Origin of the sequence: Frigidibacter sp. (assembly GCF_030695035.1) — a bacterium.
GTDB lineage: Bacteria > Pseudomonadota > Alphaproteobacteria > Rhodobacterales > Rhodobacteraceae > Frigidibacter.
Map to the genome: position 1 here is coordinate 345,027 of NZ_JAUYTT010000008.1, position 21,920 is coordinate 366,946.

A 21,920-nucleotide genomic window follows, 5' to 3' on the forward strand; every position below is an offset into this window, starting at 1 on the left:
GTCTGGTCACCTTACTCGACGATCATCAGCGGGGCACCGTATTCGACCGCGCTGCCATCCTCGACAAGAATGCGCTTCACGGTGCCGGATTTGGGCGCCGGGATGTGGTTCATGGTCTTCATGGCCTCGACGATCAGCAGCGTCTGCCCCTCCTTGACCGCATCGCCGACCGCGACGAAGGGCGTCGCGCCGGGTTCGGCAGCCAGATACACGGTGCCGACCATCGGCGAGGCAACGGCGCCCGGATGGCGCGCCGGGTCTTCGGCCGGGGCAGCGGCGGGGGCTGCCAGCGCGGCCGGGGCGGGCGCTGCGGCATAGGTCTGCACAGGGGCGGCCACCACGGTCGATTGCTTGACGACCCGCACTTCGAGGCTGTCATTCTCGCCGTATTCGCGCATCACCGCCAGCTCGGTCAGGTCGTTCTTGTTCAGAAGTTCCGCCAGCGCCTGGATGAAGGCCACGTCGGTTTCATGGGGATGTTTGGTCATTACCGTCCTCGGAAGGTGTTGTGCCGCCCGTCTGTCGCGGGCTCCGCCTTTGTCGCTGGGGTTATACGCGGAAGCACGGGGGGAGGAAAGTCGCGAGTTTGAGGGGAGCACTGAAGCCGGCCACGGCGAAAAATCGGGCAGATTTCGCAGGATTTGCTGCAAGTCTGCGCGGCGGGGGCGGGTTGCGCGGCTACTTGATTTTACCGTTTGATAAAAAAACCGACCTATGCCAGCCTTTCCTTGAAAAGCAAAGCCAGGGAGGTCCGATTGACCAACAGCCAGCTGACACCCGGCATCGTTCCGGGCCGGCTTTCCGCCGAAGCCTATTGCACCAACTTCGCCGATATCGCCCCGCCGCTGGATGCGCATGAGGTGCGGGTGGCGGCGGATCGCTGCTACTTCTGCCATGACGCGCCCTGCGTGACGGCCTGCCCCACCGAAATCGACATCCCGCTGTTCATCCGCCAGATCGCCACCGGCACGCCCGAGGCGGCGGCGCGCACCATCTTCTCGCAGAACATCCTTGGCGGCATCTGCGCCCGGGTCTGCCCGACCGAGACGCTCTGCGAAGGCGCCTGCGTCCGCGAGGCGGCCGAGGGCAAGCCGGTGGAGATCGCCCGCCTGCAGCGCCACGCCACCGACACGCTGATGGCCAAGAATGCGCATCCCTTCACCCGCGCCGCGCCCACGGGCAAGCGGGTGGCGGTGGTGGGCGCTGGCCCTGCGGGTCTGGCCGCCGCACACCGGCTGGCGATGAAGGGCCACGATGTCACCTTGCTCGACGCGCGGCCCAAGGGCGGCGGGCTCAACGAATACGGCATCGCGGCGTACAAGACCGCGGGCGGCTTCGCGCAGGCAGAGCTGGACTGGCTGATGGGCATCGGCGGCATCACCCTCAAGCCCGGCCTCGCGCTTGGCCGCGACTTGTCGCTGGCGGAATTGCAGGCGGGGCATGACGCGGTGTTCCTCGGCCTCGGGCTTGGCGGCGTCAATGCGCTGCGGGCGGAGGGTGAGGACAAGGCAAACGTCCTGCCTGCCACCGACTTCATCCGCGAGCTGCGGCAGGCGGCGGACCTTGCCACCCTGCCCATTGGCCGCGACGTGGTGGTGATCGGCGGCGGCATGACCGCCATCGACGCTGCCGTGCAGGCGCGGCTGCTGGGGGCGGAGACGGTGACGTTGGTCTATCGCCGCTCGAAGGCGTCGATGGGCGCCAGCACGGTCGAGCAGGACCACGCCACCCAGAACGGCGTGCGCATCATCTGCAACGCCGCGCCGGTGCGCCTCCTCGGCAGTGGCGCGGTGGTCGAGGTAGAGTTCGCCTATACCGAAGCGCGCGAGGCGGGGCTGCACCTCTTGCCGCAGACCTTCCGGCTCAAGGCCGATCAGGTGTTCAAGGCCATCGGCCAGACCCTCGAGCCGGTGCCGGAGGGCATCGCCACGGGTGGCGGCAAGATCGCCATCACCGGCCCCGGGCGCACCAGCATCTCGGGGGTCTGGGCCGGGGGCGATTGCGCGCAGGGCGGCGACGATCTGACCGTGACGGCCGCGGCCGAGGGCCGCGATGCCGCGATGGATATCCACCTTTACCTGATGGGGGCTTGAGCATGGCTGACCTGACCACAACCTTCATCGGCATCAAATCCCCCAACCCGTTCTGGCTCGCCTCGGCCCCGCCGACCGACAAGGAATACAACGTCCGCCGCGCCTTTGAGGCGGGATGGGGCGGCGTCGTCTGGAAGACCCTCGGATCGGAAGGCCCGCCCGTCGTCAACGTCAACGGCCCGCGCTATGGCGTGATCCATGGTGCCGACCGCCGGGTGCTGGGGATCAACAATATCGAGCTGATCACCGACCGCCCGCTGGAGGTGAACCTGCGCGAGATCAAGTCGGTCAAGCGCGACTACAAGGACCGGGCGCTGATCATCAGCCTGATGGTGCCCTGCGACGAGGAGAGCTGGAAGGACATCCTGCACCGCATCGAGGATACCGGCGCCGACGGGGTCGAGCTGAACTTCGGCTGCCCGCATGGCATGGCCGAGCGCGGCATGGGATCGGCCGTGGGGCAGGTGCCCGAATATATCGAGATGGTCACGCGGTGGGTGAAAAAACACTCCCGGATGCCCTGCATCGTCAAACTGACCCCCAACATCTCCGACATCCGCAAACCGGCCGAGGCGGCGAGGCGCGGCGGGGCGGATGCGGTCAGCCTTATCAACACCATCAACTCCATCACCTCCGTGAACCTCGACGATTTCGCGCCAGAGCCGATGATCGACGGCAAGGGCACCCATGGCGGCTATTGCGGCCCGGCGGTGAAGCCGATTGCGCTGAACATGGTGGCCGAGATTGCCCGCAGTCCGGAAACGCATGGCCTGCCGATCAGCGGCATCGGCGGCGTCACCACCTGGCGCGACGCGGCAGAGTTCATGGCGCTTGGCGCGGGCAATGTGCAGGTCTGCACCGCGGCGATGACCTATGGGTTCAAGGTCGTGCAAGAGATGATCTCGGGCCTCTCCGACTACATGGACCGCAAGGGCTTTGCCTCCACCGCCGACCTTGTCGGCCGCGCCGTGCCCAATGTCACCGACTGGCAGTTCCTGAACCTCAACTACATCACCAAGGCTCAGATCGACCAGGACCTCTGCATCAGCTGCGGGCGCTGCTATGCGGCCTGCGAGGATACCAGCCATCAGGCGATTGCGATGTCACCTAGCCGCGTGTTCACGGTGAAGGACGAGGAATGCGTCGCCTGCAACCTCTGCCTCGACGTCTGCCCGGTGGAGAATTGCATCACCATGCGAGAGCTGCCGCAGGGGGAGGTGGATCCGCGCACCGGGCGGGTGGTGTCGGGCTATGCCAACTGGACCAGCCATCCGAACAACCCGATGGCAAAGCAGGCGGCGGAGTAGCCAAGCACCACTCTTTATCTTCGTTTTGGTCCAAATATCCTCGGGGGGTCCGGGGGGCAGAAGGCCCCCCCGCTCCTTCCGTGTCATGGGGGGGCAGACAGCCCCCCGGCGCCCTCCACCCTCACCCCGCATCCGTCAATATCGACGGCTCCCGCCGCGCCGGGCACTCGGCGCGCGGGCAGATGCGGCAAGTGGCGCCCACCGGCAGCTCGCCCGGGCTGCGCGCCGCATCTGCCGGCAGCAGCAGCATCCCCGCTTCCAGCACCTGCGGGCCGTCGAAGCCGGCGGGGTAGGCGGCCTCGCACCAGGCATAGGCCAGGAAGCGCCGCGGCACCCGCCCGGCCATTTCCAGCGTGGCGCGGATCGCGGTGCCGGGGCGCGAGAGCGCCTGATAGAGCGGCCAGATCGGGCAGCCAGCGCCAAAGCGGGGCAGGGTGAAGCCCTCCACCGGCTTGCGGAAGGTCAGCGCCCCGGCGCCGTCGCAGAGCACCAGCCCCGTCGTATGCGCCCCCGGCAACCCCGCCAGCCGCCGGAACACCGCCAGCGGCGGCACCCCGAACTGCGCGGCCAGCAGCCCCGGATCGCCGCCCGTCTCGGCCACCGCCCGCGCGAAGGCCGCCAGCGGCAGCGCCTCGGCATCCGCCCGCGCCCGCTCCAGCCAGCCCCGTGCCAGCGCGCGCGAGCCCGACGAGGCCAGCTCTGGCGCGGTCACCGTCGGGTCCGGCGCGGCGGCCCCCTCGGCGGCGGCGATGTGGAACTCCTGCGCCGCGAGCCAGGCGTCGAATTCCTCCTGCGGGGATGAAAGCCCGGTCTCCCGGTCGGTCCCGGCATCGAGATAGCCCACCAGCGCCTCGGCGGCATCGGCCAGCCGCTCGCTGTCATCGCGCAGGTTGCCGTGGAAGCGCGCGCGCCATTCGGGCTCGATATCCTCGGTCTCGGCCAGGATCGCGGCGGTGGAGCGGATCGAGGTCACCGCCGACAGCACCTCATGCAGGCTGGCCGACAGCTGCGGGTCATGCGCCAGCCGTTCGGTCAGCGCCTCGATGGTGCGCTCCAGCGTCAGGATGCGCCCCTGCCGCTCGGCCAGCAGCGCCGCCCATCCGGGGTAGCGGCCAGCGAATTCCTCAATGCGGTCGGTTTCCGCGTCGTCCCCCCCGGCGGCGGCCTCGCGCAGCGCCTCGAACAGCGTGGGTTCGGCCCCCTCGGCCAGCGCCGCCGCGCCGATCTCCAGCGTGCCGGCGAGCGCGGTCAGCAGCCGGTCGGACACCGGGCGACGGTTATGCTCGATGAGGTTGAGATAGGCCGGCGACACGCCGATGGCCCGCGCCAGCTCGGCCTGTTTCAGGCCCAGTTGCGCCCGCCGCGCGCGGATGCGGGTTCCGGTGAGTGCGGCACGGGCCATTGTGAACCTCCGTTTCCGATGTGCCAGCAATCGGGTCCCGGCGCAAGAAAACCGGGCTGCGGGCGGAAACTTGCCGCATTGCGGCATGAAACGCGCCGCGCCCCCTGACCTTGGCGCCTCCGCGCCCTATGATCAGGGGCATGGACATGACCTCCGAAACCATCTCCGACCTTGCCGACAGCGCCACCGGCTGGATGCCCGACTGGATCGCCACGCTGATCATCCTGAGCGTGGCTGCCGGCCTCGCCCTGCTGGCCTGGCGCACCCTGTTCACCGTGCTGACCCGCGCCGTTGCCAGCCGCGAGCTATTCTGGCGCTCGCTGGTGGCGCGCGGCGCGCGGCCGCTGCGGCTGGCCATGGTCATCGCCGCCGTAACCTTCGCCACCGCGATCGCGCCCTTGACCGAGAATGAGGCGGGGGTGATCCGCCGGCTGCTGGTGATCGCGCTGATCCTCTGCGCCGCCTGGATCGCGCAGACGGCCCTCTATATCTGGACCACGATCCACCTGCGCCGCTTCAAGCTCGATGCCGAAGACAACCTGCTGGCGCGCAAGCATGTGACGCAAAGCCGGATCCTGATGCGGGTGGCGAACCTGCTGATCGTGCTGGTGGCGGTCTCGGCGGCGCTGATGACCTTCGATGCCGTGCGCCAATACGGAGTGTCGCTGCTGGCCTCTGCCGGGGCGGCGGGCCTTGTCGTCGGTCTGGCGCTGCAGCCGGTGCTCAAGAACCTCTTTGCCGGCATCCAGCTGGCGATCACCCAGCCGATCCGCATCGATGACGCGCTGATCGTCGAGGGGGAGTGGGGCAATGTCGAGGAGATCACCTCGACCTATGTGGTGATCAAGATCTGGGACTGGCGGCGGCTGGTGGTGCCGCTGAGCTATTTCATCGAAAAGCCGTTCCAGAACTGGACCCGCGACAGTGCCGAGCTGATCGGGACGGTGATGCTCTATCTCGACCATTCCGCGCCGGTGGAGCAGATCCGGGTGAAGGGGCAGGAGATTGCGGCTGCCTCGCCGCTCTGGGACGGCAAGGTCTATAACCTCGCGGTGACGGATTTCCGCGAGCGGGTGATGGAGGTGCGGGTGCTGGTCTCGGCCCGCAACGCGCCGCGGGCCTTCGATCTGCGCTGCGAGATGCGGGAAAAGCTGATCGCGTGGATTCAGGCGGAGTTGCCGGGCGCGCTGCCGCGGACGCGGGAAGAGGTGTCGGCGAGCCCGGCTGCGGCGCTGCTGGCCTGGCCGGGGGCGGGGGGGCAGGACGGGCCGCGGGGGTAGGGTAAAGGAATCCTCTGGCAGCTCGCACCGTCAGAGGGCAGCGCCCGTCCGCCGGGTGGGCGAGCAACAGAAGTTCTAGGCGGTTTATGGTGCGGCCTTCTTCCACCGAATTTCTAGGCGGGTGATGAGCGACAAGAAATCCTCCAGTGGAGGATTTCCGCGAAGAACGCCCGGCCCGTGGCCGGGCCGGGAGGCGGGCGCTGCCCGGCGGCGCTGAAGCGCCTTGTTCCGGGCAAACAGAGAAGGGCACCCACTCCCCCCTCAACAGGGCGGCATCACCTCGGCGCTGCGGGCAAGATCCGCAACCCCGGCTTCGCATTCCGCCACAGGCGGGGCACAGCCGGCCAAGGCCAGCAGGCCGATCGCCAGCATCAGCATCATCAGCGCGCCGTGGCGCGGGTCGGAGTGAGGTTTCACGGCAGCGGTCATCGTCTGGTCCCTTCCTTGTGCCGCGCCGGCGGGCTTGCCCGCGCGAGATCACCAATTATCCCATACCCGCGCACACCCCGCCTTGACCCCCGTCAAACGCAAAACGGCCCGGGAACAACCCCGGGCCGCTCAACCTCACGCCAAACGAAGCTTACTGCAGCGCCTTGTCCGTGATCGCCAGCGAATAAGCCCCTTCCGGCGCCGCCGAGATCACCGGGTCCGACCCGCCGGCCAGCAGCGTCGCCACCGTCCGCTCGTAATCGGCCACGTCCAGCGCGCCGGTCGATCCTGCGGTCAGCTTCGCCACTTCCGCCATCATCCGCTTCTGGTGGCTTTCGGTCTGCGCGCCGGTCTCGTCATTGTCGAGCACGATCATCGCCGCCTCATCCGGGTTCTCCTCGGCATATTTCCAGCCCTTCATGCTGGCCCGGACGAACTTGACCATCTTCTCCTCAAAGGCCGGGTCCGCCAGATTTTCCTCCAGCACATAGAGCCCGTCTTCCAGCGTGGCGACGCCCTGATCCTCATACTTGAAGGTCACAAGGTCCGATTCCGCGATCCCCGCGTCGATCACCTGCCAGTATTCGTTATAGGTCATCGTCGAGATGCAGGCCGCCTGTTTTTGCAGCAGCGGATCGACGTTGAAGCCCTGCTTCAGCACCTCGACCCCGTCCGCGCCACCCGTCGTCGGGATCCCGAGCGTCGCCATCCAGCTGAGGAACGGGTATTCGTTGCCATAGAACCACACGCCAAGGGTCTTGCCCTTGAAGTCCTCTGGCCCGGTCACACCGCTTTCCGCAAGGCAGGTCAGCATCATGCCCGAGGATTTGAACGGCTGCGCGATGTTCACCAGCGGCAGGCCCTTCTCGCGCGCGGCGAGGGCGGAGGGCATCCAGTCCACCACCACATCGGCGCCGCCGCCCGCGATCACCTGCGTGGGGGCGATGTCCGGCCCGCCCGGCTTGATGGTGACGGTCAGGCCCTCTTCCTCGTAGAAGCCCTTCTCCTGCGCCACGTAATAGCCCGCGAACTGCGCCTGCGTGACCCATTTGAGCTGCAGCGTCACATCCTCGGCCTGCGCCGCACTTGCCGCAAACCCGGCAAACAGCGCCGTTGTCATCAGTCTTTTCATCGTCTCACCTCCGTTGGAATGCAGCCCGGCTTCTTGGTCCGGGCCATCTGTAAGTCTATACCCGCGCCCGCTGCGAGGGATGCCAGAAGGTCAGCCCCCGCTCGATCAGCGCCACCAGCCCGTAGAAGGCCGAGCCGGCCAATGCCGCCACCGCAATCTCGGCCCAGACCAGATCCAGCGCAAGCTGGCCGACCGCGGTCGAGATGCGAAAGCCCATGCCGCGGGTCGGGCTGCCGAAAAACTCGGCAACGATGGCCCCGATCAGCGCCAGCGTGGTGGCGATCTTCAGCCCGTTGAACAGGAACGGCAATGCGGCGGGCAGGCGCAGCTTCACCAAGCTTTGCCAGTATCCCGCCGACCATGTCGCCATCAGGTCGCGCTGCATCCGGTCGGTGGCGGCAAGCCCCGCGACCATGTTCACCAGCACCGGGAAGAACACCATCACCACCACGACCGCGGCCTTGGACTGCCAGTCGAAGCCGAACCACATCACCAGGATCGGCGCGATGCCCACCACCGGCAGAGCGGCGACAAAATTGCCGACCGGCAGCAGGCCCCGTTGCAAGAAGGGCGAGCGGTCGATCAGGATCGCGACAAGGACGGCAGCCCCGCAGCCGATGGCATAGCCGGGCAGGGCGCCCTTCAGGATGGTCTGCACGAAATCAATCCACAGCAGCGGCAGATCCGCCGCGATCCGCGCGCCGATGGCGGAAGGTGGCGGCAGGATCACCGGGCTGACATTCAGCCCCCGCACCGTGCCCTCCCACAGCACCAGCAGCGTCACCCCGAACAGCGCCGGGATCGCCAGCCGCACGGCACGGTGCCGCGCAAGGCCGGACCCCGCCAGCGCCACATTCAGCGCCGTCGTGGCGGCCCAGAGCGCCAGTGCCCCCCAGAGCCAGATCATCGCGCCATCCCCATCCGCCGCAGCACCACCCGCTCGATCGCGGCGATCAGCCCGACCAGCGCCGCCGCCAGCACCGCCGCCGCGAACAGCGCCGCCCAGATCATCACCGTCTGCCCGTAATAGCTGCCCGACAGCAGCCGCGCGCCAAGCCCCGCCGTCGCGCCCGCCGGCAGCTCGCCGACGATGGCCCCCACAAGGCTCGCCGCGACCGAGACCTTCAGCGAGGCGAAGAGGTAGGGCATCGAGGCCGGCAGCCGCAGCTTCCAGAAGGTCTGCGCCCGGCTCGCGCCCCATGTCCTGAGCTGGTCGAGCTGCATCGCATCGGGGGCGCGCAGGCCCTTGACCATGCCCACCGCCACCGGAAAGAACGACAGCCAGGCCGAGATGATCGCCTTGGGCAAGAGCCCCGTCACCCCCATCGAGGACAGCACCACGATCACCATCGGCGCGATGGCCAGGATCGGGATGGTCTGGCTGGCAATCGCCCAGGGCATGACGCTCAGGTCCATCGCCCGGCTATGCACGATGCCGATGGCGAGCAAGATGCCCGCCGCCGACCCCAGGGCGAACCCCACCGCCGTCGCCGACAGCGTCACCCAGCCATGCCAGACAAGGCTGCGCTTCGAGGTGACCTTGGTGCCGAACACCGTCTTGCCGAACTCCGCGGCCACCTGATGCGGGGCGGGCAGCACCGGGCGTTCCTGGCTCATCGTGTCCCGCAGGATCTCGGTGAACCCGATCTCCACCCCCGCCCGCGCCGCCTGATCGCGGCTCCACTGGGCGTTCATCCACACGGCGCCTGCGTACCAGAGCGCAAGGATGGCGGCGAGGACGGTGAGGATCGGCAGAACGGCGCGCTTAAACCTCATACCCATGCCCCGCCCGCAGCCCTTCGCGCACCCGATGCGCGATGGCGATGAACTCCGGCGTATCGCGGATCTCCAGCGGGCGCTCGCGCGGCAGGGGGCTGTCGATCACATCGGTGATGCGGCCGGGGCGGGGGCTCATCACCACGATCTTGGTCGACAGATACACCGCCTCGGGGATCGAGTGGGTGACGAAGCCGATGGTCTTGCCGGTCCGCGCCCACAGCGCCAGCAGCTCCTCGTTCAGCCGGTCGCGGACGATCTCGTCCAGCGCGCCGAAGGGCTCGTCCATCAGCAGAATATCGGCATCGAAGGCCAGCGCCCGGGCGATGCTGGCGCGCTGCTGCATCCCGCCCGAAAGCTGCCAGGGGAACTTCTTGCCGAACCCCTCGAGGTCCACCAGCGCCAGCACCCGCTCAACCCGTTCCGCCTGCTCGGCCTTCGAAAACCCCATGATCTCCAGCGGCAGCTGCACATTTCCGGCGATGGTGCGCCAGGGGTAGAGGCCCGCCGCCTGGAACACATAGCCATAGGCCCGCGCCTGCCGGGCGGCATCGGCGCTCATGCCGTTGACGGTGAGGGTGCCTTCCGTTGGATGCTCCAGCGCCGCAATGGCGCGCAGGAAGGTGGTCTTGCCGCAGCCGGAGGGGCCGATGAAGCTGACGAACTCGCCCTTGCCGATGGACAGGTTCACATCCTTCAGCGCATGGACGGGGCCGTCATTGGTGGCGAAGGTCAGGCCGACATTGCGGGCCTCGATGACAGTCATTCCAGCAGTCCCGCCTGTGTGAAGGCCGCTTCCACGGCGGCCAATTCTTCGCCCTGAAGGGGCAGCACCGGCAGCGGGGGCACGGGGTTGCCGTACCCCATCATCCCCGCCGCGGCATGGATCACCCGGTAGCTGGTCAGCCGCCCGAACAGCTCCCACACCGGCGCGAGCCGCGCATCCAGCGCCGCCAGCCGCTCGGCATCCCCCGCCGCCGCCAGCATTTCAAAGCAGGGCTTGGGGAACAGGCCGCCGAGCACCGAGAACCACGCTTCGGCCCCCGCTGCCAGCGCGCCGGCGAACTTGGCGTCGCCGCTATATCCCAGTATCACGCCGGCGGGCAGCGCGGCCCGCAGCGCCGGGATCTCGGCGGCGGGCGTGGCACTCGGCGGCATCTTCACCGCCACCACCCCCGGCAGCGCCCCGATCCGGGCGATCAGCGCGGGGGAGAAGGTCACCCCCGTGGTGCCGGGGTTGTTGTAGAGCACCACCGGCAGCCCCGCCTCCGCCGCCACGATGCGGTAGAGCGTGAACACCTCCTCCTCGCGCAGCGGCTGGTAGCTGACCGGCGCCAGCAGCAGCGCCGCCGCCCCGGCCTCGGCGGCATCCCGCGCATGGTCCAGCACCATCCCCAGCCCCGGCGCACCGATGCCGACGACCACGGGCACATCGCCAGCCGCCTCTACCGCCAGTGCCGTCACCTCGGCGCGGGTATGGCGCGGCAGGTAGGCATAGCTGCCGGTGCTGCCCAGAAGGCCGACCGACTGCACCCCCGCCGCGGCAAGGTCGCCGACCAGCCGTGTCAGCGCCGGCGCATCGACACGCCCGCGCCCATCCATCGGGGTGATCGGGAAGGCGGAGAGTCCCCGCAACCTCACACCCCGCTCGCCGGAATGCCGCTGCGCTGCACCGGGCGCGGGGCGGTCAGCTCTTTCCACGCCGACAGCGCCTGCGACACCGGCCCCTTCGGCGGGCGGGCGACGAACTTGCCGTGGCCCTCGACCGAGTTCATCACCCCCTCCGTCACCGCCACATGCCCGCGGCTGAGGGTGAAGCGCGGCAGGCCCTTCACCGTCTTGCCCTCGAACACGTTGTAATCTATGGCAGATTGCTGGCGGGCGGCGGTGATCGTCTTTTCCGCCTCGGGATCCCAGACCACCAGATCGGCATCCGCCCCGACCAGCACCGCGCCCTTCTTGGGGTAGATGTTCAGGATCTTGGCGATATTGGTCGAGGTGACGGCGACGAACTCGTTCATGGTGATCCGCCCGGTATTGACCCCCGCCGTCCACAGCATCGGCAGCCGGTCCTCCAGCCCCCCCGTGCCATTCGGGATCTGGGTGAAATTGCCCACCCCGAAGCGCTTCTGCGCGGTGGTGAAGGCGCAATGATCCGTCGCCACCACCGACAGGCTGCCGCTGGAGAGGCCGGCCCAGAGCGAGTCCTGATGGCGCTTGTCGCGGAACGGCGGGCTCATCACCCGCCGCGCCGCATGGTCCCAGTCGGCGTTGAAATACTCACCCTCATCCAGCGTCAGGTGCTGGATCAGCGGCTCCCCCCAGACCCGCTTGCCCGCCATCCGCGCCCGCCGGATCGCCTCATGGCTGTCCTCGCAGCTGGTATGCACCACATAGAGCGGCACCCCCGCCATGTCCGCGATCATGATCGCGCGGTTGGTCGCCTCGCCCTCCACCTGCGGCGGGCGGGAGTAGGCATGGGCCTCGGGCCCGGTATTGCCCTCGGCCAGCAGCCGCGCCGACAGCTCCGCCACCACATCGCCATTCTCGGCATGGACCATCGGGATCGCGCCGAGGTCAGCGCAGCGGCGGAAGCTTGCGAACAGCTCGTCATCATTCACCATCAGCGCGCCCTTGTAGGCCATGAAATGCTTGAAGGTGTTGATGCCCCGCTCCGTCACCGCCTTCATCTCGTCAAACACCTGCTCGCCCCACCAGGTCACCGCCATGTGGAAGCTGTAATCGCAATGCGCGCGGGTGGACTTGTTGTCCCACATCTGCAGCGCGTCGAGCAGGCCCTGCCCGGGCGAGGGCAGGGCGAAATCCACCACCATCGTGGTGCCGCCGGCCAGCGCCGCCCGAGTGCCGCTGTCGAAATCATCGGCCGAATAGGTGCCCATGAACGGCATTTCCAGATGCGTATGCGGGTCGATCCCCCCCGGCATCACATAGCAGCCGGTGGCGTCGAGCACCTCGTCCCCCTTCAGCCCATGGCCGATGGCGATGATCTGCCCGTCCTCGATCAGCACATCGGCCTTGTAGGTCAGGTCGGCGGTGACGATCGTGCCGTTCTTGATGACTGTGGACATGCTTTCCGCTCCGCTCTTCGTTTTGGCCCAAATATCCTCGGGGGGCGCGGGGGGCAGAAGGCCCCCCGCCGTCTGCTCAGGTCACGACATCCGCCGTCTCCAGCACCGCATGCAGCAGCACCTCCGTCGCCTTCGTCGCCCAGTCCTGCGAAATCTCCTCGGCCTCGTTATGGCTCAGGCCCCCGACGCAGGGGCACATCACCATCGTCGCCGGCGCCACCTTCGCGGCCCAGCAGGCATCGTGGCCGGCGCCTGAGATCAGGTCCATGTGGCTGTAGCCCAGCCTCTCCGCCGCGGCGCGGACATTGGCGACCAGCTCTGGCGCAAAGGTCACCGGGTCGAAATGGCCGACCGCCTCGACCGCCATGCCGACCCCGAGCCCCTTGCAGATCGTCGCGGCCCCGGCCTCGATATCGGCGCGCATCCCGTCCAGCTTCGCCTGATCGGGGCTGCGGATATCCACGGTGAACACCACCGACCCCGGCAGCACGTTGCGGCTGTTGGGGCTGAACTGCACCTGGCCGACCCCGCCCACCGCGCCCGGCTGCGCATCCATCGCCACGCGCTGCACCATCTCGATGATCCGGGCCATCGCGAGGCCGGCATTCACCCGCAGGCCCATCGGCGTCGATCCGGTATGCGCGGCGCGGCCCGTCAGCGTGAATTCCAGCCACCACAGGCCCTGGCAATGCGTCACCACGCCGATGTCTCGGCCCTCGGCCTCGAGGATCGGGCCCTGTTCGATATGCAGCTCGTAATAGGCGTGCATCTTGCGGGCGCCCACCGGCTCGTCGCCCTTCCAGCCGATGCGCGCCAGCTCCTCGCCAAAGCTTTTGCCCTCGGGATCGCGGCGGCCATAGGCGTAGTCGAGGCTGTGGACCCCCGCGAAGACGCCCGAGGCGAGCATGGCGGGCGCAAAGCGCGCGCCTTCCTCATTGGTCCAGTTGGTCACGACGATGGGATGCCTGGTGCGGATGCCAAGGTCATTCATCGTGCGCACGCATTCCAGCGCGGCCAGAACCCCCAGCACCCCGTCATACTTGCCGCCCGTCGGCTGGGTGTCGAGATGGCTGCCCACATAGACCGGCAGCGCCTCGGGGTCCGTTCCGGGGCGGGCGGCGAACATCGTGCCCATCTCGTCGACGCCCATGGTCAGCCCCGCCGCCTCGCACCAGCGGGCGAAGAGCGCGCGCCCCTCGGCATCGGCGTCGGTCAGGGTCTGGCGGTTGTTGCCGCCCGCGATCCCGGGGCCGATCTTGGCCATCTCCATCAGGCTGTCCCACAGCCGCGCGGGGTCGATCCGCAGGTTTTCTGCTGGTGCCGGCATCATTGTTCTCCCTGCTGCGGGGCCATCCGGGTCTCTGCCCGTTGCGCCAAGGGCTTGGCCCACAGTCTTCTTCTGTCATCTTCGGGACGAATCCCGTGTCTGACCATCTGGTCAGGTTTCACGCTACACAGCCGGGTCCGACAATCAACGCCAATCTCTGCCAAGTGGCTGCCGGGACCGGGCAGCCGCGTCACCGCGCCGCGCAAAGGGCAGCAATCCCTCACTGGCGTGTTTTCGAACTGCGGGATTTCGCGGCTCTTCTTCGCGGCATCCCGCAGGGTTCGGGGCAGCGGCTGAACGCCCCCGGGTCTTTCTTCGGGCGAGGGGTTGTATTCGCGGCCCGAACCCGTCATATAGGTCAGGCGAAACGCTATCTCTTCGACCTTCTGTCTCCTAACGGCTTCAGTTTTCGATTGTGATGTGACTGAGCCAAGCCACCGCACTCTGCGGGTGGCGCACTAGATACTAGGAGATATCACGATGGCCAATGGCACCGTGAAGTGGTTCAATGCAACCAAAGGTTTCGGCTTTATCGCTCCGGCGAATGGCAACCGTGACGTGTTCGTGCACGTTTCGGCTCTGGAACGCGCTGGCATCCGTCAGCTCGACGAAGGCCAGGCTGTGACCTTCGACATCGAATCCGGCCGTGACGGTCGCGAATCGGCGATGAACCTCGCGCTGGCGTAAGCTTCGCACCGGCTGCGCTGCCTGAACAAGGCGGCAGGCCGGACAAGAATTTTAACGGAGACGGCTACGGCCGTCTCCGTTTTCGTTTGTGCGGCGCGTTGGCGCGAAGGCTTGTGCTTTCGCCAGATGCAGCCCACATCAAGACCTCGGCCAAGGCCGATGTGAAGGAGAACACCATGTCCAGCAAGCAACCGCCGGTGCCGAAGCAGAACCAGAGCAACAAGGGCCCCGGTGCGGCCGCAGGCGCCTCGCGCCCGCCGCACAAGCCGGTCTCGACCAAGACCGGCAAGTAATCTCAAAGGCGCGCGGGCACACCCGCGCGCCTTTTGCGTTTCAGTCGAGCGAGTCCAGCACCTCACCCAGCGTGCCGATCAGCGTGTCGATTTCCGGCTTGGAGATGATCAGCGGCGGCGACATGGCGATGATGTCGCCGGTGGTGCGGATCAGGATGCCCTTCTCATAGGCCTTGAGGAACGCGTTGAACGCCCGCTTGGTCGGCTCGCCCGGGATCGGCTGCAGCTCGACCGCGCCGATCAGGCCCATGTTGCGGATGTCGATCACATGCGGCTTGCCGGCCAGGCTGTGGATTGCTTCTTCCCAGTAGGGGGCGAGTTCCGCCGCGCGTTCGAACAGCCGCTCTTCCTTGTAGGTTTGCAGCGTGGCGATGCCGGCGGCGCTGGCGATCGGGTTGCCGGAATAGGTATAGCCGTGGAACAGCTCGATCGCCTGTTCCGGGCCCTGCATGAAGGCATCGTGCACGCCGGCAGTGGTCAGCACCGCGCCCATCGGGATCACGCCATTGGTCAGACCCTTGGCGCAGGTGATCATGTCGGGGACGACGTTGAAGAATTGGCTGGCAAAAGGCGCGCCGAGGCGGCCAAAGCCGGTGATGACTTCATCAAAGATCAGAAGAATGCCGTGCTTGCTGCTGATTTCACGCAGTTTTTCCAGATAACCCTTCGGCGGCATCAAGACGCCGGTGGACCCCGCCATCGGCTCGACGATCACCGCGGCAATGGTTTCGGGACCATGCAAGGCGACGATGCGTTCCAGCTCTTCCGCCAGATAGGAGCCGTGTTCGGGCTGGCCTTTGACGAAGGCGTTTTGCGCCGGAAGGTGGGTGTGGGGAAGGTGGTCCACTCCATTAAGAAGCGCCCCGAAGTACTTGCGATTGTTGACAATTCCGCCAACGGAGATCCCACCGAAACCGACCCCGTGATACCCCCGCTCGCGGCCGATAAGCCTGGTGCGGGTGCCCTCGCCGCGGACGCGGTGATAGGCGATGGCGATTTTCAGTGCGGTATCAACGGCTTCTGACCCTGAGTTACAGTAGAATACATGCTCCATTCCGGCCGGCGCAATCTCGACCAGCCGGTTCGCCAGTTCGAACGCCGAGGGATGCCCCATCTGGAAGGCGGGGGCATAGTCCATCTCGCCGGCTTGCCGGGTGATCGCCTCGGTGATCAGCGGGCGGCAATGGCCCGCGTTGCAGCACCACAGGCCCGCGGTGCCGTCCAGCACCTGGCGGCCATCGGCGGTGGTGTAATGCATGTCTTTCGCGCCGACGAACATCCGCGGGTTCTTCTTGAACTGCCGGTTCGAGGTGAAGGGCATCCAGAAGGCGTTGAGGTCATTCGGGGCGGTGTTGCGGTCCAGCGCCATGGGGCTCTCCTTGGCGCCGGGGCTTGGCGCCCGGGGCCGATGTTGGCAGAAATCTTTGACCCTTTGGTCAAGGACAGGCTATCAGAGGGGCAGGGCACGTCAAGAACGGGGCCTTGGCAGCCCGGCCTGTTCCGGAGAGGGAAAACCCGGCATTGCACCCTGTCAAGGGCTGTCATAAACCGCGGCGCACAAAAGCGGGGGCAAAGCGGCGGGAGGCCGCGCCCGCCTGCAGGGGGAGACGAGGGTGAACGAGTTCGCAGCAGAACCGGAACCGGAGGATGAGGCGCTGCAGGACGGCGGCGCGCGCCCGCGCACCCGTATCCAGCGCCGCAATACCGGGGCCATCCTCGATGCCGCGCTGGAGGTGTTCTCGGCGCAGGGCTTCCGCGGCGCGACTCTGGACCAGATCGCCGAGGTGGCGGGGCTGTCCAAGCCCAACCTGCTCTATTACTTCGCCTCCAAGGAAGCGATCCATGTGGAGCTGTTATCGGGGCTGATGGACACCTGGCTCGACCCGCTGCGCGAGATGGACCCGGAGGGCGAGCCCGAGGCCGAGATCATGGCCTATGTCCGGCGCAAGCTGCAGATGGCGCGGGATTACCCGCGCGAAAGCCGGCTTTTCGCCAATGAGATCCTGCAGGGCGCGCCGCGGATGCGCGCGGCCATCGAGGGCGAGCTGAAGGATCTGGTCGACGAGAAGGCCGCAGTGATCCGCGGCTGGCAGCAGGCGGGCAAGATCGCGGGCGTTCATCCGCATCACCTGATCTTCTCGATCTGGGCGCTGACCCAGCATTACGCCGATTTCGACATGCAGGTGCGCGCCGTGCTGGGGCCAGAGGGGGAGGATCCGTTCCCCGAGGCGGGGAAGTTTCTGGACACGCTGTTCGGGCGGTTGCTGGCGCCGTGAGCATCCCCCATGAGAACGATTGTTGCTTTTGACACCGGCGCCGCTTTCGCGCGATAGTCGCCCCGGGGGATGGGAACGGGACGGCAAAGACGGACCAAAGCGTCACCTGCGGGAAGGGGGAGCCTGCATCCATGGACAAGCGCGTATTGCTGATCGAGGACGAGCCGAACATCATCGAGGCGATCCGGTTCATCCTGGCGCGCGATGGCTGGGCGGTGGCGACGCATTCCGATGGGGAAACCGCGCTGACCGCGATCCGCGCGAGCGTTCCCGATGTGCTGGTGCTGGATGTGATGCTGCCGGGGCGGTCCGGCTTTGACATCCTCGCCGATCTGCGCGCCGATCCGGGGCTGCAGGCGCTGCCGGTGCTGATGCTGACCGCCAAGGGACAGGGCCGCGCCCGCGATGCTGCCGAGCAGGCGGGGGCCGACCGCTTCCTGAGCAAGCCCTTCGCCAATGCCGAGGTGCTGGCGACGGTGCGCGAACTGGCGGGGCTGTAACCCCGATGCCGACGCGCAGCACGCCGCTGTTCCTTGCGCGCCGCAGCTATCGGCGGCGGCGGGTGATGGATGCGGCACGGATGCTGCCGGTGGTGGGCGGCTTCCTTGTCGCGCTGCCGATCCTGTGGCGGCCGGCGGAAACGCCGGGGGGCGAGACGGCCTCGGGTGTCGTGTATCTGTTCACCGTCTGGGCGCTGCTGATCATCGCCGCGGCGGTTCTGGCGCGGCGCCTGTCGCCGGCGCTGGAGGATGAGGCGGGCGACACCCCCGAGCATCTGCGCGGCCCCGGCGCGGAGCGGCGCTGATGGTGCCCTTCAACCTGCTGGTCGCGGCCTGCCTGATCTATGTGATCTTGCTGTTCCTTGTGGCCTTCTGGGCCGAGCAGCAGGCGCGGCTTGGCCGGGTGAAATGGCTGCGATCCCCGGTGGTCTACACGCTGTCGCTGTCGATCTACTGCACCGCCTGGACCTTCTATGGCGCCGTTGGCTATGCGGCGCGGTCGGGGCTGGAGTTCGTCACCATCTACCTGGGCCCGACGCTGGTGCTGATCGGCTGGTGGTGGGTGCTGCGCAAGCTGGTGCGGATCGGGCGCACGCAGCGGGTGACCTCGATTGCCGACCTGATTTCCTCGCGCTTCGGCAAGTCGAACCTCTTGGGGGTGATTGTCACGCTGATCTGCGTGGTGGCGGCGACGCCCTATATCGCGCTGCAGCTGCAATCGGTGACGCTGTCCTTCAACGTGTTCGCCGGGCCGGTGCCGGAAGGCTGGGCACTGCGCGACAGCAATTCAACGGCGCTGTGGGTGGCGGCGGGGCTCACGCTGTTCACCATCCTGTTCGGCACCCGCAACCTCGACGCGAATGAGCGGCATAACGGCGTCGTCACCGCCATCGCGCTGGAGGCGGTGGTGAAGCTGGTCGCATTGCTGGCGGTGGGGGTGTTCACCGTCTGGGTGGTGGCCTCGGGGCCTGCGGATATCCTGTCGCGGATCGAGGCCTCGGACATTGCCGATTGGCAGATGCAGCCGGGCCGGTGGGCGGGGCTGACCTTCCTGGCCGGCGCCGCGATCCTGACGCTGCCGCGGATGTTTCAGGTGATGGTGGTCGAGAACGCCGATGAGCGGCACATGGCCACCGCAAGCTGGGCCTTTCCGCTGTACCTGTTCGCCATGAGCCTCTTCGTGGTGCCGATTGCCGTGGTGGGGCTTGCGGTGCTGCCCGCGGGGTCGAACCCCGACCTCTTCGTGCTGACGCTGCCGCTGGCCTTCGATCAGGGCGGGCTGGCGATGCTGGCCTTTCTGGGGGGCTTCTCCTCTGCCACGTCGATGGTGATTGTCGAAGCGATTGCGCTGGCGACGATGGTGTCGAACCATATCGTGATGCCGCTGTGGCTGCGGTTCCGCACCGGCGGGGCGCGCGGGGCGGGCGATGTGCGCGGGCTGGTGCTGAATGCGCGGCGGCTGTCGATCGCCGGGGTGCTGGCGCTTGGCTATGCCTATTTCGCGCTGTCGGGCGGGTCTTCGGCGCTGGCGGCGATTGGCCTCATCAGCTTTGTCGGCGTGGCGCAGATCCTGCCGGCGATGCTGGGGGGCCTGTTCTGGCGCGGGGCGACGCGGATCGGGGCGGCGGCGGGGCTGCTGACCGGGTTCGCTATCTGGCTTTATGCGCTGTTCCTGCCGTCTTTCGGGGCGGGCGGGCTGTTCGGGACCGAGCTGATGCTGCAGGGTCCGCTGGGGATCGGCTGGTTGCGCCCGCAGGCGCTGTTCGGGATCGGCGGGATCGATCCGCTGCTGCACGCGCTGTTCTGGTCGCTGTCGCTGAACACGGCGCTGTTCTGCGCGGTGTCGCTGCTGACCTTCCCGGGGCCGATGGAGCGGTTGCAGGGCGTGGCCTTCGTCAATGTCTTCGACCATTCGGGACCGACCCGCGGCTGGTCGCGCGGCGGGGCCGAGGCCGAGGATCTGCTGGCGATGGCGCAGGGTATCCTGGGCGCAGACGAGGCGCAGGGCTTCTTTCAGGCGCAGGCGGCGGCACAGGGCAAGGCCGGGTTCCTGCCCGACACCACGCCGGAGTTCTTTGCCGCGCTGGAGCGGCGGCTGGCCGGGTCGGTGGGGGCCGCGACGGCCCATGCTATGATCGCGCAATTCGCGGCCGGGGCGGCGGTCTCGGTGCAGGACCTGATGGCGGTCGCCAACGAGGCGCAGCAGATCATGGAGTACTCCAGCCAGCTGGAGGCGAAATCCGAGGAGCTGGCCCGCACCGCCCGCGCGCTGAGCGAGGCGAACGAGAAGCTGCAGGCGCTGTCGGTGCAGAAGGACGCGTTCCTCAGCCAGATCAGCCATGAACTGCGCACCCCGATGACCTCGATCCGGGCGTTTTCCGAGATCCTGATGGAGGGCGGGCTCGAAGGCCCCGATCAGGCGCGCTATGCCGAGATCATCCATGATGAGACGATCCGGCTGACCCGGCTGCTCGATGACCTGCTGGACCTGTCGGTGCTGGAGAATGGCCGCGTGCAGCTGAACGTGCAGGTCGCGAACCTGCATGACCTGATCGACCGGGCCCTGCAGGCGGCGGGGCAGACGCGGGCGGAACGGCGCTTCGTGATCCACCGCGACCTCCCGACCGAGCATATGCCGATCTTCACCGATACTGACCGGCTGGTGCAGGTGTTCATCAACCTCATCTCCAACGCGCGGAAGTATTGCGATGCGGCGCGGCCCGAGCTGACGATCAAGGTGCGGCGGCGCGGCGGGCAGATCGAGGTGGATTTCATCGACAATGGCAGCGGCATCCCCGCGGGATCACAATCGCTGGTCTTCGAGAAATTCGCGCGGCTGACCGATACCACCCGCGCCGGCGGGGCCGGGCTGGGGCTGGCGATCTGCCGCGAGATCATGGCCAATCTGGGCGGCACCATCACCTATGTTCCGGGGCAGGGCGGCGCGGCGTTCAGGGTGGCGCTGCCCGCCCGGCGGCAGCGCGAGGCGGCCTGAGCGGCCGAGGCGGCGGCGCTAACCTCTTGGTAACGCTGATCTGCCACAGATGGGCCTGACGGCCCGCGAACCCGGGGCGGAGGGATTGGCAGGAACCGCAGGGATGACGGCAGGGACGCAGACGGTGATGCGCCGCAAGGCCGGGGCGGGGCGCCGCGCGCCCGCCACCTCGCCGATGACGCCCGAGAAGGCGCTCGGCCAGGCTTTTGCCCGCGCCGCGCAGGAGCTGCTGGAGCTGCCGCTGAAGGTGGCCTCGATCACCGAGACCCGGATGACGCTGGCCGACCTGCCCGAGGCGCTGGAGGACCGGGCGCTGCTGGCGGTGCTGGAAGGGCCCGCCGAGGCGCTGGGGCTGATGGTGCTCTCGCCCCCGGTGCTGTCGTCGCTGCTGGAAATGCGGATGATGGGCCGGATGTCGGCAAGCCCGCCCGCGCCGCGCCGCCCCACCCGCACCGATGCCGCGATCTCCGCCGATATCATCGACGCCGCGCTGGCCAGCTTCGAGGCGGCGCTGGTGGGCGATCCGGCACTGATCTGGGCGGGAGGCTTCCGCTATGGCTCGTTCCTTGACGATCCGAGGACGCTGCCGCTGATCCTCGAGGATACCGGCTACCGGGTGTTCCGGCTGGTGCTGGACATTGGCGTGGGCAGCGCCGCGCGCGAGGGCGGGGTGCTGCTGGCGCTGCCCGCCGAGGGGCGGGGAAGATTTGTGGAGGCCGTGGTGGGCCGGGTGGAAGGCGAGGCCTCGCAGCCCGCGGGCTGGCCGGAGCGGCTGGAACAGGCGGTGATGTCCGCGACAGGGCAGGTGGAGGCGGTGCTGGCCCGCCTGACCCTGCCCGTCGGCGCCATCCTTGCGCTGCGCCCCGGCGCGACCCTGCCGCTGGCCGAGGACACGCTGGAACAGCTGCGGCTGGAGGGCCCCGGCGGCAGGCTGCTGGCCCGCGCGAGGCTGGGCCAGAACCGGGGGTTCCGCGCGGTGCGGCTGGTAGAGGAGGGGGAAGAGCGCGCGCCTGCCGCGGGTGCGGGCAGCGCGCTGGCGGTCGACGCGACGGGATGGGGCAGTGACGCGGCGCCCAGCTGGGACGATCCGGTGGAGGATGAGGATGCGGTGATGCCGATGATGCCGATGGCGGATCTGGCGACGATGGACATGGGCGGGTTCGGGCTGGATGCGCTTGGGGAGGGCGAGGCGGGGGAACTGCCGCCGTTGCGGATGGGGGGGATGTAGGGGGGGTGCGTTTGAACTCTTGCACAGGGCACCTGCCGGACAGCCGTCAGAGGCGGTCGCGATCCAGATAAAGGTTGACCGCAGTCCGGCGCCGCCTGAACATAGA

Annotated in this window: 20 protein-coding genes; 9 read left to right on the plus strand and 11 right to left on the minus strand. The window is 67.9% G+C overall.

The genetic code is table 11. From position 1 onward, the window contains the following. Positions 1 to 11: 11 nt before the first annotated feature. Positions 12 to 488 carry an acetyl-CoA carboxylase biotin carboxyl carrier protein gene (accB, locus tag Q8S30_RS05865; RefSeq protein WP_305665101.1) on the minus strand — a complete coding sequence of 159 codons (477 nt, stop codon included), beginning with the start codon at positions 486 to 488 and terminating at the stop codon, positions 12 to 14. Between the two features lie 267 nt (positions 489 to 755). Between accB and Q8S30_RS05870 the strand changes: the two genes are divergently transcribed. Together Q8S30_RS05870 and preA are read left to right on the plus strand one after the other, a co-directional pair. Next, positions 756 to 2,093, plus strand: a complete 1,338-nt coding sequence (locus Q8S30_RS05870; RefSeq protein WP_305665102.1) for an NAD(P)-dependent oxidoreductase — start codon at positions 756 to 758, stop codon at positions 2,091 to 2,093. Between the two features lie 2 nt (positions 2,094 to 2,095). After that, entirely contained in the window at positions 2,096 to 3,400 is a 1,305-nt protein-coding gene (gene preA / locus Q8S30_RS05875) for an NAD-dependent dihydropyrimidine dehydrogenase subunit PreA (RefSeq protein WP_305665103.1), read from the plus strand. A 121-nt stretch (positions 3,401 to 3,521) separates the two neighbouring features. Here the strand turns inward: preA and Q8S30_RS05880 are convergent, their stop codons facing one another. Continuing rightward, a complete protein-coding gene (locus Q8S30_RS05880; protein WP_305665104.1) occupies positions 3,522 to 4,802 on the minus strand; it encodes an XRE family transcriptional regulator in 1,281 nt (426 codons plus the stop codon). A 146-nt stretch (positions 4,803 to 4,948) separates the two neighbouring features. On the opposite strand from Q8S30_RS05880, the gene Q8S30_RS05885 reads away from it, so the two are divergent. After that, positions 4,949 to 6,082 carry a mechanosensitive ion channel family protein gene (locus tag Q8S30_RS05885; RefSeq protein ID WP_305665105.1) on the plus strand — a complete coding sequence of 378 codons (1,134 nt, stop codon included), beginning with the start codon at positions 4,949 to 4,951 and terminating at the stop codon, positions 6,080 to 6,082. Between the two features lie 261 nt (positions 6,083 to 6,343). Here the strand turns inward: Q8S30_RS05885 and Q8S30_RS05890 are convergent, their stop codons facing one another. The 8 genes from Q8S30_RS05890 to Q8S30_RS05925 all read right to left on the minus strand — a co-directional run bounded on the left by Q8S30_RS05890 (position 6,344) and on the right by Q8S30_RS05925 (position 13,835). Then, positions 6,344 to 6,511, minus strand: a complete 168-nt coding sequence (locus Q8S30_RS05890; RefSeq protein WP_305665106.1) for a hypothetical protein — start codon at positions 6,509 to 6,511, stop codon at positions 6,344 to 6,346. 151 nt (positions 6,512 to 6,662) lie between these two features. Next, complete coding sequence (locus tag Q8S30_RS05895) at positions 6,663 to 7,643, minus strand: ABC transporter substrate-binding protein (protein ID WP_305665107.1); 981 nt, start codon at positions 7,641 to 7,643, stop codon at positions 6,663 to 6,665. 55 nt (positions 7,644 to 7,698) lie between these two features. Beyond that, on the minus strand, positions 7,699 to 8,550 hold the full coding sequence (locus tag Q8S30_RS05900; RefSeq protein WP_305665108.1) for an ABC transporter permease: 852 nt from the start codon (positions 8,548 to 8,550) through the stop codon (positions 7,699 to 7,701). Next, positions 8,547 to 9,419 (minus strand): ABC transporter permease, encoded by an 873-nt coding sequence (locus Q8S30_RS05905; RefSeq protein WP_305665109.1) that lies wholly within the window; start codon positions 9,417 to 9,419, stop codon positions 8,547 to 8,549. The genes Q8S30_RS05900 and Q8S30_RS05905 overlap by 4 nt, the downstream gene beginning before the upstream one ends. Then, positions 9,409 to 10,185, minus strand: a complete 777-nt coding sequence (locus tag Q8S30_RS05910; RefSeq protein ID WP_305665110.1) for an ABC transporter ATP-binding protein — start codon at positions 10,183 to 10,185, stop codon at positions 9,409 to 9,411. The genes Q8S30_RS05905 and Q8S30_RS05910 overlap by 11 nt, the downstream gene beginning before the upstream one ends. Continuing rightward, on the minus strand, positions 10,182 to 11,054 hold the full coding sequence (locus Q8S30_RS05915) for a dihydrodipicolinate synthase family protein (RefSeq protein WP_305665111.1): 873 nt from the start codon (positions 11,052 to 11,054) through the stop codon (positions 10,182 to 10,184). The genes Q8S30_RS05910 and Q8S30_RS05915 overlap by 4 nt, the downstream gene beginning before the upstream one ends. A gap of 2 nt (positions 11,055 to 11,056) precedes the next feature. Next, positions 11,057 to 12,508 carry a dihydropyrimidinase gene (hydA, locus tag Q8S30_RS05920; protein WP_305665112.1) on the minus strand — a complete coding sequence of 484 codons (1,452 nt, stop codon included), beginning with the start codon at positions 12,506 to 12,508 and terminating at the stop codon, positions 11,057 to 11,059. Positions 12,509 to 12,584: 76 nt separating this feature from the next. Beyond that, positions 12,585 to 13,835 (minus strand): Zn-dependent hydrolase, encoded by a 1,251-nt coding sequence (locus tag Q8S30_RS05925; RefSeq protein WP_305665113.1) that lies wholly within the window; start codon positions 13,833 to 13,835, stop codon positions 12,585 to 12,587. 480 nt (positions 13,836 to 14,315) lie between these two features. Between Q8S30_RS05925 and Q8S30_RS05930 the strand changes: the two genes are divergently transcribed. Then, complete coding sequence (locus tag Q8S30_RS05930; RefSeq protein WP_066812796.1) at positions 14,316 to 14,522, plus strand: cold-shock protein; 207 nt, start codon at positions 14,316 to 14,318, stop codon at positions 14,520 to 14,522. A gap of 333 nt (positions 14,523 to 14,855) precedes the next feature. Here Q8S30_RS05930 and Q8S30_RS05935 read toward each other — a convergent pair whose 3' ends face one another. Beyond that, complete coding sequence (locus Q8S30_RS05935) at positions 14,856 to 16,184, minus strand: aspartate aminotransferase family protein (RefSeq protein ID WP_305665114.1); 1,329 nt, start codon at positions 16,182 to 16,184, stop codon at positions 14,856 to 14,858. 286 nt (positions 16,185 to 16,470) lie between these two features. On the opposite strand from Q8S30_RS05935, the gene Q8S30_RS05940 reads away from it, so the two are divergent. The 5 genes from Q8S30_RS05940 (at position 16,471) to Q8S30_RS05960 (ending at position 21,814) form a co-directional block, all read left to right on the plus strand. After that, a complete protein-coding gene (locus Q8S30_RS05940) occupies positions 16,471 to 17,091 on the plus strand; it encodes a TetR family transcriptional regulator C-terminal domain-containing protein (protein WP_305665669.1) in 621 nt (206 codons plus the stop codon). A 131-nt stretch (positions 17,092 to 17,222) separates the two neighbouring features. After that, the gene (locus tag Q8S30_RS05945) at positions 17,223 to 17,591 is read left to right on the plus strand and encodes a response regulator transcription factor (protein WP_305665115.1); all 369 of its coding nucleotides are present in this window, start codon (positions 17,223 to 17,225) and stop codon (positions 17,589 to 17,591) included. A 5-nt stretch (positions 17,592 to 17,596) separates the two neighbouring features. After that, positions 17,597 to 17,896 (plus strand): hypothetical protein, encoded by a 300-nt coding sequence (locus Q8S30_RS05950; protein ID WP_305665116.1) that lies wholly within the window; start codon positions 17,597 to 17,599, stop codon positions 17,894 to 17,896. Continuing rightward, positions 17,896 to 20,586, plus strand: a complete 2,691-nt coding sequence (locus Q8S30_RS05955; protein ID WP_371135452.1) for an ATP-binding protein — start codon at positions 17,896 to 17,898, stop codon at positions 20,584 to 20,586. Before Q8S30_RS05950 ends, Q8S30_RS05955 begins: the two co-directional genes overlap by 1 nt. 103 nt (positions 20,587 to 20,689) lie before the next feature. Further along, on the plus strand, positions 20,690 to 21,814 hold the full coding sequence (locus tag Q8S30_RS05960) for a FliM/FliN family flagellar motor switch protein (RefSeq protein ID WP_305665117.1): 1,125 nt from the start codon (positions 20,690 to 20,692) through the stop codon (positions 21,812 to 21,814). The last annotated feature ends 106 nt before the right edge of the window (positions 21,815 to 21,920 follow it).